Here is a 14176-nt window from a genome sequence, read left to right on the forward strand (position 1 = left end):
TCAACGGAGTATCATGAAAGACTGGTTTTACAATGAATTCAAGCAAGTGGGCGTTGACTACACGGACAAGACCAGCGCCGACCACTATGACGTGCAGATGGATTTTCGGGACTACGACGAGGAGGTCAAACGCTTCGTCGACCGCCTCGCCCCGGCCGACACCAGGACCATGACCGCCATCGACCTCGGCTGCGGCACCGGGGCGTTTTCCGTGCACGCGGCCCGCTACTTCCGCACTATCCTGGCCGTGGACGTCTCCCGCGAGATGCAGTCCATCGCCGAGGCCAAGGCAAGGGAGGCGGGCATCGCCAACATCGAGTTCCATCGCGGCGGCTTCCTCGGCTTCCGGCCCGCTGAACCGGCGGACGTGGTGACCACCAAATGGGCGCTCCACCACCTGCCCGACTACTGGAAGCAGGCCGCCCTGCTCAACGTCAACCGGATGCTCAAGCCCGGCGGCTTCTTCTGCCTGACCGACGTCATCTTCCCCTTTGACCCCGACTTCGAGGTCAGCGTCCAGTCCCTGCTCGACGGGCTGGCACGCGACCACGGCCAGGAGTTCGCCGACGAGACCGCCCTGCATATCCGCGAGGAATACAGCACCTTCGACTGGGTCATCACCGGCATGCTCGAACGCGCCGGATTCAAGATTCTCGAGGCCGACACGGCCAGCGCCCTGACCACCGAATACCTCTGCGCGAAGATCGAGACCCCGGGCTAGCAACCCCCTCCGGCCTTCCCCTTCACCGCTCCCCGCCGCCCGCTTCGCCCGGGACTGCGACCGCCCCCCACGCCCTCCGGTCTGGTGCAAGACCGTGGGGGACTCTGCTTGTTTGTACACATCTTCAACGGTCGGATAGGCAGAGGTCCTTGCTGATAGATATTTTAAATAGCTAAAATAAAACATAATAAATTGTTCGATATGCCGGGCGGTGCATTGTCGCGGCCGATTTCAGGGGAGCGGAACCATGAACATCAAACATTTCGTCAATTTCTCGGAGTTGAGCATTGCCGATCTGGACGCATGGAAGGAAGACGGCGGCAAGGTTGCCGGCGTGTACTGCATCTATGCGCCCACGGAGCTGATCCGGGCGGCCGGGGTGGCCCCGGTCAGCCTGTGCGGCAAGAAGCAGGACCCCATCAAGGACGCGGAGGAGGACCTGCCGCACAGCCTGTGTCCGCTCATCAAGTCGAGCTACGGCTATGCGATCAACGGCACCTGCCCGTTCTTCAGCGCGGCCGACGTGCTGGTGGCCGAGACCACCTGCGACGGCAAGAAGAAGATGTACGAGCTGATGGGACGGCTCAAGCCGCTGCACCTGATGCACCTGCCCCACACCCAGACCGGCCCCGCCGCCCTGGAGTACTGGATGCGCGGGCTCAGGGAGCTGGAGGCGTTCCTGACCGGCGTCTCGGGCGTGCTGGTCACGGAGGAGGCCCTGCATGAGGAGATCGTGCAGCAGAACGCCATCCGCGCCGAGCTGGCCCGGGTCGCGCTGCTGGCCGCCGACGACCGTTCGCCCCTGACCGCCTCGGACCTGCTGGCCGTGCAGGAGAGCAAAAGCTTTTCCGTATACCCGGAAAAATACCTGGCCGCCCTGCGCGGGCTGCACCGCGACCTCGAAACGCACCTGGCCGAGCCCGGCCCGGTCGCCCGCAGCGGGCCGCGAATCCTGCTCACAGGCTGCCCCACGGGCAAGGGGTCGGACAAGCTCATCCGCATCGTGGAGGAGCTGGGCGCGCGGGTGGTGTGCATGGAGAACTGCTCCGGGCTCAAGGGGCTGCCCCTTGCGGTGGACGAGCAGGGCGACCCCTGGGAGGCCCTGGCCCGCCGCTACCTGCAGATTCCCTGCTCGTGCATGACCCCCAACCCGAACCGGCTCGACGACCTGCGCGCCATGGCCGGGACCTACCGGGTGGACGCCGTGGTCGACCTGACCTGGCTGGGCTGCCACACCTACAATGCGGAATCGACCCTGGTGCAACGGTTCGTCGAGTGCAAGCTCGGCCTGCCCTTCCTGCACGTGGGGACCGACTATTCCCCGTCCGACACCGAACAGCTGCGCACCCGCGTCGAGGCGTTCCTGGAACTTTTTTAACAAACAACCCGTTGAGGAGAGGTATGATGAAGAGGATTGCATGCAACAAGGCCTTGTGCCTGCTGGCGGCCTTGATCACGGTCGTCACCCTGTGCGCCGGACCGGCCATCGGTTCCGACGTGCCCAAGCTGAACATGGGCTACGTGTTCACCACCCACCACACCCCGCTCATGGTGGCGGCGGTCCGGGGCGAGGCGTTCAAGCCCAACGGGGTCTACCTGAAAACCCTGGTGCCCAAACAGAAATTCACGCTCATGACCGGCCAGGACCAGCCCCTGGCCGAGCTGACCCTGCTGGTCTCCAAGAGCGGTTCCGAGACCATCACCCTGTTCGCCATGAACCAGATGGACCTGGCCCTGGCGTCGAGCACCGCCTTCATGAGCGGCGTGGACAAGGGGACCAAGGTCAAGGCGCTCTGCCCCATGCACGTGGACGGCCTGGGCATGGTCTTCCCGGCGGGCAGCACGGTCACCGGCTATGACGACGTGGCCGCCGCCATCCGGGCGTCCAAGACCCCGTTCAAGATCGGCTACCACTCCCCGACCAGCGCCCCGCGCGTGGTCTTCGAGGGCGCGCTGCACAACGCGGGCTTCAAGATCACCGGCGACCCCAACAACGCCGAAGCCGACATCCTGATGGTCGACCTCAAGTCCACCTCCAACCTGATCCCGGCCCTGCTCAGCAAGCAGGTCGACTGCTGGGTCGGACCCGCCCCGCACCCGTCTGTGGCCGAATTCAAGGGCGTGGGCCACCTGGCCCTGGACTCCCGCGACCTGCCGCCCGAGGGCAAGTGGCACGACTTCCCCTGCTGCGTCATGGGCACCTCCGAAAAGCTCATCGCCGAACACCCCGAGGTGATCCAGGCCATGACCGACCTCATGACCGTCTCCTCCAAGTGGTGCAACGAAAACAAGATCGAGGCCGCCGGGATTTCGGCCCAGTGGATCGGCGCTCCCGCCGAGGCCCTGGCCAAGTCGGCCATCATCTACACCACCGACCCCACCGAGAACTGGCTGAACGGCGAAGAGATGTTCATCCAGATGCTCCGGAGCATGAACAAGCTCAAGGGCAAGCTCAAGGACACCGACCGCCCCGCCACCGAGGCGCTCCTGTTCGACTTCACTTTCGTCAACAAGAGCCTGAGCCACTAGGCGGGCCGTCTCCGGGATCGGGCCATTCGGCCCGGTCCCGGGCTATCCGGAGCGTTCATGAAGATCCGTCCCCTGTCCCTGGCCGTGCCGCTCATGGCCCCGGCCCTGCTCTGCCTGATCTGGCTGGTCCTGGCCGACCGCATCGACAACCAGGTCATCCTGCCGTCCATCTCCCAGGTGGCCGACATCCTGATACACCCCTTCCGCGACCTCATAGGCATGGGGTCGCTGACCGCCAACGTGCTGGTCAGCCTGGTGCGCGTGGTGCTCGGCTACACCACCGCCGCGCTCGTGGCCATCCCCCTCGGCGTGGTCATGGGCTACTACGCGCCGGTCTACGGCTTCTTCAACGGCTTCCTGAACCTGTTCCGGCCCATCCCGCCCCTGGCCTGGGTCCCCCTGGTCATGGCCTGGTTCGGCATCGCCAGCCTGGCCACCCTGTCCGGCGTGGAGGTCGGCCAAGCGTACATCTACCTGGACAACATCAAGTTCGCCATGCTGTTCATCATCTTCGTCGGCGCGTTCTACCCGATCCTGACCTCCACCATCCAGGGCGTGCGCGGCGTGAACCCCACGCTCATCGACTCGGCCCGCGTGCTCGGGGCCAGCGAGGGCCAGATCTTCCGCAAGGTCCTGCTCCCGGCGGCCATGCCGTCGATCATCACCGGCATGCGCATCGGGCTCGGCATCGCCTGGATGTGCCTGGTCTCGGCGGAGATGCTCCCGGGCTCGCTCTCGGGCATCGGCTACATGATCACCCACGCCTTCACCCTGGCGTCCACCGACATCGTCATCGCCGGAATGGTCTCCATCGGCGTGGTCGGGGCGTGCATGGATACGATTTTCCGGCGCGTCGAACACAAGAAATTTTCCTGGCGGAGATAACCATGCACATGAACGGCAACGACACCCGTACCGAAGAGCGGATCATCGACATCCGCAATCTCTGCAAGCAATACCAGACCAAGCGGGGCGATCCCGTCCTGGCCGTGGACGACGTCACCCTGCCCATCGCCGAAAACTCCTTCACCTGCATCGTCGGCCCCTCGGGCTGCGGCAAGTCCACCATCCTGCGCGTGGCCGCCGGGCTGGAACCGGCCACCGCCGGGACCATCCACTACCGCGCCGAGGCCGTGACCCGGCCCTGCGGCAAGATCGGCCTGGTCTTCCAGGAATACTCGCTCTTTCCCTGGCTCACGGTGCTCCAAAACGTGGCCGCAGGCCCCGCCTTCGCCGGAACGCCCAAGGCCAAACGCGAACAACACGCCGAAACCTACCTGCGCATGGTCGACATGCTCGACTTCGCCCACGCCTACCCCCACGAACTGTCCGGCGGCATGCGCCAACGGGTCGCCATCGCCCGCGCCCTGTGCAACGACCCGGACGTCCTGCTCATGGACGAACCCTTCGGCGCCCTGGACGCGCACACGCGCATCCTGCTCCAGCGCGAACTGCTCAAGGTCTGGGAACTCACCCGCAAGACCATCGTCCTCGTCACCCACAGCGTGGACGAAGCCGTGTACCTGGCCGACCGCATCGTCATCATGACCAGCCGCCCCGGACGCATCCGCTCCGTACTCGACGTCGACATGGAACGCCCCAGAAGCCGCGCCCTGCCGGAATTCGGCCGACTCACCGACCACATCCTCAAAGAGCTCGAAGGAGCCTGACCGGGGGGAAATGCCTCCGGCGGCTGGGGGAAGGGGAGAGGGAAACTTTTGGGAAAAGTTTCCCTCTCCCCTTCCCCCAGACCCCCATTCCCTCACCCTTCCAAACTTTTTGGGTCGCTTCGCGAGGTTGGGGGGGATATGGGTAAACGGCTTCCTTTACGGTAGTTTGTTCCCTCCGCCTATTCGCCCGGACACAAGACGCAAGCAACCCCGCGCCCGCACGGACCTGCCGAAGGCACCCACAAAGTTTTGGAGATTCTTAAGAACCTTTTTCAAAAGGTTCTTAAGCGGGGTCCGGGGCAGCGCCCCGGCTATCTGTAATAGAAGGACCAGCCCTGGGGCAGGCTGGAGGAGAGGTCGATCTTGAGGGAGCCGACGATTTCCTGGAGCAGGGTTCGTTCCTCGACGGGGCCTTCGAGGACCGGGGCCTTGCCCTCGATTCCGGCCAGCCGCTTGAGTTCGTCGATGGCGTCCGAGCGGGTGCCGATGCGGTCGATGAGCCCGAGGGACACGGCCTGGCGTCCGGTGACGGCCCGTCCGTCGGCCACGGCGGCCACGCGGGTGCGTTCCATGCCGCGCGCTTCGGCCACGTGGTCCACGAACTGGTCGTGGAGGTCGTGCATCAGGTCCAGGAGCTGTTCGCGCTGGGCGTCGGTCAGGTCGCGCAGCGGGGTTCCCGCGCCCTTGTATTTGCCGGTGGCCAGGACTTCGGGCTTGATGCCGAATTTTTCCAGCGCCTCGGCCACGGTGACGAATTCGGCGACCACGCCGATGGACGCGGTGAGCGAGCCCGGGTTGGCGAAGATGAGCCGCGCCGGGCAGGAGGCGTAGTAGCCGCCGCTGGCGGCCACGGTGCCGTAGGAGGCGACCACGGGCTTGACCTCGTCGAGCTTCTTGACGGCGGCGTAGATTTCCTGGGAGGGGGCGATGGCCCCGCCGGGGGAGTCCACGCGCAGCAGCACGCCCTTGACCGAGTCGTCGTCCTCAAGGGTCTTGATGAACGAGACGACCTTGGCCGAGTCGAAGATCATGCCCTCGATGTGGACGATGCCGATCTTGTCGCCGGACAGGGCGATGGCCCCGGGCGTCCAGCCCATGGAACGGAAAAAGGCCGCGACCCCCGAAAAGAGGGCCACGGCCAGTATGATCATCAACACCCCGAACAGAAGGGGGTGGCGCTGGGAGAAACGGGTTTTGGTTCCTTCCAAACGCATGACGGATTTCCTTATTTGGACTCTTCTTCCTCGGCCGGAGCTTCGGTTTCGGGAGTTTCCTCGACAGCGGCTTCGGCCTCTTCCTCGGCAGCGGCCAGGGCGTCACCGGCGGCTTCCTCCAGCTTCTCGCGGAGCAGGTCGCCCAGGGTGGAGCCGGCGCTGACGCTGTCGCCACCGAAGGACTTGGACTTGCCGCCACCAGCGGCGCGGGCGGGCTCTTCCTTGGTCTGCTTGATGGACAGGCCCAGGCGACGCTCGTCGGCGGACACGTGGATGACCTTGGCTTCGATGGTGTCGCCTTCCTTGTACATCTCGGAGGGGGACTTGATCTTCTTGCGGCTGATCTCGGAGACGTGGACCAGACCCTCGATGCCTTCCTCGACCTCGACGAAGAGACCGAAGTCGGTGATGTTGGTGACCACGCCGGTGACCTTCTGGCCCACGGGGTACTTGGCCGGGACCTGGGTCCAGGGATCTTCGGTCAGCTGCTTCACGCCCAGGGTGAACTTCTCGTTCTCCTTGTCCACGGTGAGGACCTTGGCCTGGACGGAGTCACCGACCTTGTAGACCTCGGAGGGGTGACGAATCTTCTTGGTCCAGGAGATGTCGGACACGTGGATCAGGCCGTCGATGCCCTCTTCGATGCCGATGAACACGCCGAACTCGGTGATGTTCTTGATGGCGCCTTCGAGGACGGTGCCCTCGGGGTACTTCTCGGCCACGACATCCCACGGGTTCGGGGAGATCTGCTTCATGCCGAGGGAGATGCGCTTCTTGTCCTGGTCGACGCCGAGGACGATGACCTCGACTTCCTCACCGACCTTGACCATCTGGGACGGGTGGCGGAGCTTGCGGGTCCAGGACATCTCGGAGATGTGGACCAGTCCTTCCACGCCGTTCTCCAGCTCGACGAACGCGCCGTAGTCGGCCAGGTTGGTGATGGTGCCGGTGAAGCGGGAACCCTCGGGGTACTTCTCGGCGATGTTCTCCCACGGATCGGGGACGAGCTGCTTCAGGCCGAGGGAGACCTTCTGGCCCTCGCGGTCGAAGTTCAGGATCTTCAGCTCGAGATCGTCGCCCAGGTTGACCATCTCCTTGGGATGCTTGATGCGCTTCCAGGACATGTCGGTGATGTGCAGCAGGCCGTCGAGGCCGCCGAGGTCGATGAACACGCCGTACTCGGTGATGTTCTTGACCTTGCCCTGCACGACCTGACCCTCTTCGAGGGTGTCGAGCAGCTTGTCGCGCTGTTCGGAACGCATCTCTTCCAGCAGCACGCGGCGGGAGACGATGACGTTGGAACGGCGGCGGTTGATCTTCAGGATCTTGAAGTCGAATTCCTGGTTCACGAGGGCGTCCATGTCGGGGACCGGACGCAGGTCGACGTGGGAGCCGGGCAGGAACGCCTCGACGCCGCCCAGGTCGACGGTGTAGCCGCCCTTGATGCGGCGGATGATGCGGCCGACGACTTCGCCGTCCTTCTCCTGGAGCTCTTCCAGTTTATCGAAAAGCTGCATCCGCTTGGCCTTGTCGCGGGACAAGTAGATGGTGCCTTCGGCTTCGTTCTTGCGGGCGACGAATACGTCGACCTTCTCACCGACCTTGATGGCGACGGTGCCGTCGGATTCGGTGAATTCGGAAACGGGAATCTGGCCTTCGGACTTGAAGTTCACGTCAACCAGGACGTAGTCCTTGTCGACCTTGACGACTTCGCCGGAGACAATGGTCCCCTCGTCCAGATCGCCGAAATCGGAGTTCAGATACTCGTCAAGGGCGTCGGCAAAATTCATTTCCATGTCAATGGTTTCATCAGCTTTAGTGTTTTCCATGGGTTACCTCCACAACGGACCTCGGACAATGGTGTTTTAACGTATATTTTCAAGATGAGGGTTCCGCGCTCGCGGGTCATCGTTTCCGAGGCAGGCGAGCCCCGTCCGCGCGGTCGGTCCTAGGGATCGAACCCGACATCTTTACGCTCCTTTTGGAGGAAGATAAGCAAATCAACCGGTTATGATTGAGCTATTCTCCCATATAAAGAAGAGTAATGTGCATAACGAAATTCCCGCACCCTGTAAACCTTTTTCCGGCAAGGGTTCCGCCACGATTTCGGGCCGCTCCGCCCCACCCACCCTTTGCGTAACAATGCGGAGTTGTGTAGGGTGCCTCAAACAGCGATCTGGAGGCGGGAATGTCTGACGAACGTTTTGAAATCTACCTCACCGAAGCGCGTGCCGGATGGCTCGAAGCGCGCCTGGTGTCGGGCGATTCCCATTACGATTTGAGCGTGCATTCCAATTTCTCGGAGCCGATCAAGGACCTGTTCCGCTGCCTGTGCGACGTCCGGGGACTGGACGCGCCCACGGACATGGAGACCGACTATCGCCACATCGAGTTCGAATGGGGCGGCGAGGGCTGGCTCTACTACTGGTCCGTCATCCCCAGGCCCGACGGAGTCCTCGACATCGTCGTGGATTTCAAGGGCAAGCGCGAGGTGGACGGCGACGAATATCCGGTCTGGAAGATCGAGACCTCGACCACCTGGGACGCCCTGGCCCGCCAGGTCTTCACCCAGGCGTCCGAAATGCTCTGGATGTACGGCTTCACCGGCTATTACGAGCGTTGGCAAAAGGATTTTCCCGCGGGCGACATGATGCGGCTGGGGCACCTCCTGCACGGCTGCCCGGCCGAGACCCAGGACTTCGCGCGCGAGCTGGGCTACCTGGCCGAGACGAGGTAGCCGCATGCGGCTCTGGACCGTGCACCCCCGATTTCTGGACACCAAGGGACTGACCGCGGTGTGGCGCGAGGGACTGCTCGCCCGCAAGGTCCTGCGCGGCGAAACCAAAGGGTACACCCGCCACCCCCAGCTGAACCGGTTCCGCGATCACCCGGACCCGCTTTCGGCCATCGACGCCTACCTCGCCGCCGTGCTCCGCGAGGCCCGCAACCGGGGCTACAACTTCGACGGCTCAAAGATCGACGAACAGGCCAAGGCCGCGCCCATCCGCGAACACACAGGCCAGCTCGACTATGAATGGCGCCACCTGCTCGCCAAGCTCGAACAGCGCGCCCCCGACCGGTTCGAAGACTCCCGCGACCTCAAACCCGCACCCCATCCCCTGTTCGTTCTCGTCAAAGGCGACGTCCGGGACTGGGAGAAGCGATAGAACGCGCCTCCGGCGGCCGGGGGAAGGGGAGAGGGAAACTTTTGGAAAAGTTTCCCTCTCCCCTTCCCCCGGACCCCCATCCCCTCTCCCTTCCAAACTTTTTGTGTGGCTTCGCCAGGGGCGTGCGGCCGCGCGTGTCCGTGTTTTTTCGCCTTTGTCCAAGAATCTGAAGCAGCACGGCCACCGACCACCGCCGACCTTCGCGGAACGACATAAAAGTTTGGAAGGGAGTCCAGAGGCATTCCTCCAAAAAAGCTCGGGCCGGGGATGCGTATGCGCATCCCCGGCCCGTTCATTGCGTATGCCGCCCCTGCTAGGACTTGACTCCGGAGCCGGTATATCGGGCGGGGTCGTCGAGGGTGGAGAGGCTTTCGCCATTGGCCACCTTGTCGCGCAGGTATTTGGGCGGGCTCATGAGTCCGCGCAGGGCGATGCCGTCGAAGAACTTCAGCTCCCCTTCCACGCTTTGGGCCAGGATGGCGTCCACCTTGGCGGGTTCCGGGTCGGTGTCCAGGGGCTTGAGGGAGCCCATGGCGAAGCCGAGCGGCACCACGTAGGTGGGAGTGCAGGAGAAGAAGTGGGTGGTGTGTTCGAACACGGTGCCGAGCGTGCGCACGATGCGCGCGTGGCCGTCGTCGAAGGGCGGCGTCACCGGTCCGGCCTGGATGACGAAGACGCCGCCGGGGGCCAGCGCTTCGCGGCAGGTGGTGAAGAACTCCCTGGTGAACAGGTCCATGGCCGGGCTGTCCTCCAGGGGGTCGGACAGGTCGCAGACGATGACGTCCCAGGAGCCGCCTTCCTTTTCCAGGACCTCGAAGGCGTCGCCGAAACGGATCTCGGCGCGCGAATTCTGGAAGCACCCCTGGTGGATCTCACCCAGGTGCTCCTGGCAGGCGTTGAACACGACCTCGTCGATCTCGACCTGCACGGCGTTGGTCACGGACTTCCACTTGAGGACCTCGCGCACGGCGCCGCCGTCCGCGCCGCCCAGGACCAGGACGCGCTTTGGCGCGCCGTGCTGGTAGAGGGCGGTGTGGACCAGGGGCTCGTGGTACAGGAACTCGTCGCGCACCGTGGTCTGCCATTTGCCGTCCAGGACCAACCCCGTGCCGAAGGTCTTGGACCGGACAATGGACATCTCCTGGTACTCGGTCCGCTTGAATTCGAGCATTTCGGCCACCCCGTGGAGGTGGACGTCATCCTCGGTCATGTACTCGGTGATCCAGTAGTCGCAAGTTAGCTTCGAGCCTGCCAAAGGTTGGCCTCCTCTGACGGCGCCATGGGCATGTGGCAGCCGCATCCGTTGCCGCGCGGGAGCACGGACAGGGTGTGGTCGGCGGCCTGGAGCTTTTCGATGAAGTACTCGCAGGCGACTCTGGGCCGGGCGGTTTCGCCGCAGGTGAAGATATCCAGCGCGGCATAGCCGGACTCGGGCCAGGTATGGATGGAAATATGGGATTCAGCCAGCAGCGCCAGGGCGGTCACGCCTTGGGGCTCGAACTTGTGGCTCGTGATGTCGAGCAGGGTGGACATGGCCGTCGCAGCCGCGTTGACCATGGTTTCGAGAATGAGCTGCTCGTCGTCGAGCAGATGGGAAGGACAACCTTTGAGTTCAAGAATGCAATGCACACCGACAGTGTTCATTCATCAACACCTCGTGATTAAAATGGGTTAGTGACCGAAGCACCTCCTTGCCAAACCGGCCGGCATTAAAGCACAGCCATCAACTGAACACATAAAACCCCCTTGGTACGGTTGGCCCGCGCCGAAATGACGCAAACCCGGCGGGAGCCGCATCCGGGTGTTGAATCCGGGGGCGTCCCGCTCCGTCCGCCGCTAATCGGACCGGTCAATCCTCATCGCGGCGAACCAATGGATGGAGCTTGTATACAATCATTGTGCGAATGCAAGCATTATTTTGTGATCTTACACAATCGTAGCAAACCGCGCGGGCCGTGCGTTTTTCGGCAACGAAAAGACCCGCACCGGTGGGCGCGGGTCTTTCGCACGGAGTCGGAATCCCCCCCCGGCCGGAGCGGGCCGAAGGGAAGCGTTGGTCACCTTTCCCGTTTATTCGGGTTTGTTCAGGCACAATTTGCTGCATTCGTAGATAGCACCCAGCTTGCCCGCCTCGTTCAGCGCCTGCATGGATTGGTACACGACACCCCCCGCGATTTCGTCCAGGGACTGCTTGCGGATATTGCCCAGAGGCATGAAGCGGCTCATGCAGCACGGCATCACGTCGCCGTTTTGCAGGATCTTGAACGAATGGGGCTTCAACCGGGCGCAGGTCCCGTTGATGTCCGGGGTAAAGGTCCCTTCCTTCTGCCTGAAGATATCCTGGACGATGGCCACCATCACGACGTCACGGTACTCGGCCCACATCTTCCTGAATTTATGGATCTCGTGCCTGTTCTTTTCTGTCTCGACCAGGCTGAAGGTCACCCTCCGGGGCCGCTTCTCCGCCTTGCGGATCTTTTCGAGCAAGGAGCGGCAGTTGGAGAAAATCCGTTCGGGATCGTTGAAGCCGCAGACTTCCCGATAGGTCTCCGGCGTGGCCGCGTTGATCGAGACGTTCAGCCCGAAGGTGATGTTCTCGATGACGAAGTCCGCCATCTCGTCCTTGAGCAGGATGCCGTTGGTGATGAGCTTGGTGTTGAAGCCGAGCTTCCGGACGTAAAGGAGCCCCTCCCGATAGTGCTTCCAGAGCAGGGGCTCGCCCGCTCCGTGCAGGATGCAGGTCTTTTCCAGCCCGTTTTTCTCCAGGTAGTCGTTCACGGAATGGATAGTCGTCAGGAAGTCGTCCCAGCCAAGCTCCGTGTTTATGGGGATCGCATCCTCATATTCCGGCTTGCTCCTGGCGCAGAAATGGCACTTCAGATTGCAGTGCGACGTGGTATCGATCTGGATCATGTATCAGCCCTTTTGCCGCTCCCTGCCGGTAAAACCCGGCGGGAAACGGCCCTTGCATCAAGTCGCTCCCGCAACCCTCTGACGTTTCGGCAACACAACGAGGGGACAACCGGATGACGCCCTCGGGGCTGTCAACCGCGGAACGCGCACCCTCGCCTTTCGGACATCGGCGCGTCAACCCCGCCGCATCCATTTTCCGCAGAAATCCCTCATCGCTCGCGAAGTGTCGCGAGATGCGCCCGTATTTCAGAATCCCCGTTGTCCAGGGCCGCGGCTTTCTCTGCCTCGGCCACGGCCTCGTCCAACCGGCCCGCATGCTCATGCGCGCGGCTGAGCAGCAGACGCGCCTGCGCCAGGCACCCGGCCTCACGGTGTGAATCAGGAATGGACAGATTGTAGTTTATCACTTCATTCGCGACGAGAGCGGCCCTGTCGACCTGTTTCACCGACAACAGCACCTGGCCCTGCGAGAGCTTGTTCTTCATCAAGGACGGGTCGGCGTCCAGGGCGCGCTTCATGGACTCGACAGCTGCGGCGCGGTCATGGCTCTTGTTGCTCAGACGGCTTTGGATAAGGTGCAATTCGCCATTGCCGGTCGGCCAGTGTTCCTCCCCCCGGGCCAACCAGAGAAGGGCTTCCTTGAAACACCCCTTCTTTTCCTCGAGGATCGCCAGGTGCCTGTAGGTTTCCCACTCTGCCGGGTCGAGCCGGTTGGCGTTCCGGAAGCTCTCGATCGCTTCGTCGAGCCTCCCGGCCAACCTATACAGCCCGCCCAACCGGCTGTGGTACTCGGCTTTTTCCTCCAACTCCAAGGCCGCCCGCATGAGCTCGACCGATTCCTCGTTGCTCTTGCAGCAGAAGGACCGTTGGTACAGTCTGGCGCTTTCACTCGAATCGAAATATGCGTCGCACAACCTGTTGACGATCTCCCCGACAAAGAACCCTTCCACATGGCGAAGGTCGGGATACCAGATGTCCCAATCCTTGGTCAGCATGACGGACTCGAAGCTCGGAAAATACTCGACCTCCTCCCTGGCCGCGAGTTCGCCGCACACGGACCGGAGCTTGGACTTGGAGTGCAGGTTGGCGACGATGACGTCGTCATCGGTGAACGTCCTTCCGAGCGGGATCGGGGAGGTGGTCAGCAGGAAGCGGGCCTTGGGATTGCGCGCCCGCACCAGGGCGATGGCGTCCTCGACGAAGCCGAGGCATTCGCCGTGGGAGAGGAGATGGAACACGAACCGTTCCCTATCCCGGATCATTTCCTTGATGGACGGCGCCTGCTGGATGAAAAGCCCGGTTTTGGTGTCCCGCCAGGCCTCGATCAACCCCAGGGTCATGACGACCAGTCCGCAGGAAAAGATGTTCCGCACCACGTCGTACAACTGCTGCCGCCGCTCCAGCAGCCTGTCGAACCCCACGGGCACATATCCGCCCAGTTGCAGGTCCACGTAGCCGCCTTGGCAGGGATACGTCAGGTCGTGCAGGTCCTCGGCCACGACCACGCCGTCCCTGTCGTGGATGCGCGCGGCCCAGCTGATCTCCTGGAAAATGGACGGCGGAGTGTATTTATTCAACATGCCGTTGCCGCCACCCATGGGAAACTCTTCCTTGGGGACGCTGAAGTCCAAGGTGGGAATGGCAAAGCCGAGCCTTTGGAGATGTTTTTCGATGTTGCGGGCGAAACAGCTCCCCATGGTAAAGACGGTTGACCCTTCGGGGATACGCCCCTTGGCCGTCACCGCGGGCCACACCTGGGGCTTGAGGCGCGGGGAAGCTTTGCTCCAATGAGAAATGTCCATGAATCTCCATCCGTCGAGGCTTAAACAGTGTAATTCTTTACTTGTATTCCATGCCCTGATTTTAGTAAAGGTGGAAACACGGAGCGCCCCCCGCCCCCGGCCCCTGGCCGGGGCGGTGAGGCAGGCGAGCGCCATCACCCGGCAACCCCGCCGCAACCCA

At 62.9% G+C, this 14176-nt stretch carries 13 protein-coding genes; 7 read left to right on the top strand and 6 right to left on the bottom strand.

All coding sequences use genetic code 11. From position 1 onward, the window contains the following. The first annotated feature begins 13 nt into the window (after positions 1 to 13). From AWY79_RS01475 to AWY79_RS01495, 5 genes are all read left to right on the top strand, one after another. A complete protein-coding gene (locus tag AWY79_RS01475; RefSeq protein WP_066799429.1) occupies positions 14 to 721 on the top strand; it encodes a class I SAM-dependent methyltransferase in 708 nt (235 codons plus the stop codon). Positions 722 to 968: 247 nt separating this feature from the next. Continuing rightward, positions 969 to 2099, top strand: coding sequence for a double-cubane-cluster-containing anaerobic reductase (locus AWY79_RS01480; protein ID WP_066799431.1), 1131 nt, complete (start codon positions 969 to 971; stop codon positions 2097 to 2099). Positions 2100 to 2125: 26 nt separating this feature from the next. Further along, the gene (locus AWY79_RS01485; protein ID WP_066806914.1) at positions 2126 to 3250 is read left to right on the top strand and encodes a CmpA/NrtA family ABC transporter substrate-binding protein; all 1125 of its coding nucleotides are present in this window, start codon (positions 2126 to 2128) and stop codon (positions 3248 to 3250) included. A 57-nt stretch (positions 3251 to 3307) separates the two neighbouring features. After that, the gene (locus AWY79_RS01490; RefSeq protein ID WP_066799433.1) at positions 3308 to 4135 is read left to right on the top strand and encodes an ABC transporter permease; all 828 of its coding nucleotides are present in this window, start codon (positions 3308 to 3310) and stop codon (positions 4133 to 4135) included. A gap of 2 nt (positions 4136 to 4137) precedes the next feature. Continuing rightward, on the top strand, positions 4138 to 4920 hold the full coding sequence (locus tag AWY79_RS01495) for an ABC transporter ATP-binding protein (RefSeq protein WP_233490973.1): 783 nt from the start codon (positions 4138 to 4140) through the stop codon (positions 4918 to 4920). Between the two features lie 311 nt (positions 4921 to 5231). On the opposite strand, the gene sppA is transcribed toward AWY79_RS01495, so the two are convergent. Together sppA and AWY79_RS01505 are read right to left on the bottom strand one after the other, a co-directional pair. Continuing rightward, positions 5232 to 6134: a signal peptide peptidase SppA gene (gene sppA, locus AWY79_RS01500; protein ID WP_066799435.1), complete on the bottom strand. Its 903-nt coding sequence runs from the start codon at positions 6132 to 6134 to the stop codon at positions 5232 to 5234. Positions 6135 to 6145: 11 nt separating this feature from the next. Next, positions 6146 to 7963: a 30S ribosomal protein S1 gene (locus AWY79_RS01505; protein WP_066799437.1), complete on the bottom strand. Its 1818-nt coding sequence runs from the start codon at positions 7961 to 7963 to the stop codon at positions 6146 to 6148. Between the two features lie 359 nt (positions 7964 to 8322). Here AWY79_RS01505 and AWY79_RS01510 point away from each other — a divergent pair, with 359 nt between their 5' ends. After that, complete coding sequence (locus AWY79_RS01510; RefSeq protein WP_066799439.1) at positions 8323 to 8871, top strand: hypothetical protein; 549 nt, start codon at positions 8323 to 8325, stop codon at positions 8869 to 8871. A 4-nt stretch (positions 8872 to 8875) separates the two neighbouring features. Beyond that, positions 8876 to 9301: a pyrimidine dimer DNA glycosylase/endonuclease V gene (locus tag AWY79_RS01515; protein ID WP_066799441.1), complete on the top strand. Its 426-nt coding sequence runs from the start codon at positions 8876 to 8878 to the stop codon at positions 9299 to 9301. 313 nt (positions 9302 to 9614) lie between these two features. Here the strand turns inward: AWY79_RS01515 and AWY79_RS01520 are convergent, their stop codons facing one another. The 4 genes from AWY79_RS01520 to AWY79_RS01535 all read right to left on the bottom strand — a co-directional run bounded on the left by AWY79_RS01520 (position 9615) and on the right by AWY79_RS01535 (position 14016). Then, a complete protein-coding gene (locus tag AWY79_RS01520) occupies positions 9615 to 10556 on the bottom strand; it encodes a spermine/spermidine synthase domain-containing protein (protein WP_066799443.1) in 942 nt (313 codons plus the stop codon). Next, positions 10538 to 10945, bottom strand: coding sequence for an adenosylmethionine decarboxylase (speD, locus tag AWY79_RS01525; RefSeq protein ID WP_066799445.1), 408 nt, complete (start codon positions 10943 to 10945; stop codon positions 10538 to 10540). The genes AWY79_RS01520 and speD overlap by 19 nt, the downstream gene beginning before the upstream one ends. Positions 10946 to 11371: 426 nt before the next feature. Beyond that, positions 11372 to 12214 (bottom strand): radical SAM/SPASM domain-containing protein, encoded by an 843-nt coding sequence (locus tag AWY79_RS01530; protein WP_066799447.1) that lies wholly within the window; start codon positions 12212 to 12214, stop codon positions 11372 to 11374. 209 nt (positions 12215 to 12423) lie between these two features. Further along, positions 12424 to 14016, bottom strand: coding sequence for a GSCFA domain-containing protein (locus AWY79_RS01535; protein ID WP_066799449.1), 1593 nt, complete (start codon positions 14014 to 14016; stop codon positions 12424 to 12426). Positions 14017 to 14176: the final 160 nt, after the last annotated feature.

This window comes from Pseudodesulfovibrio indicus (assembly GCF_001563225.1).
Taxonomy (GTDB): domain Bacteria; phylum Desulfobacterota; class Desulfovibrionia; order Desulfovibrionales; family Desulfovibrionaceae; genus Pseudodesulfovibrio; species Pseudodesulfovibrio indicus.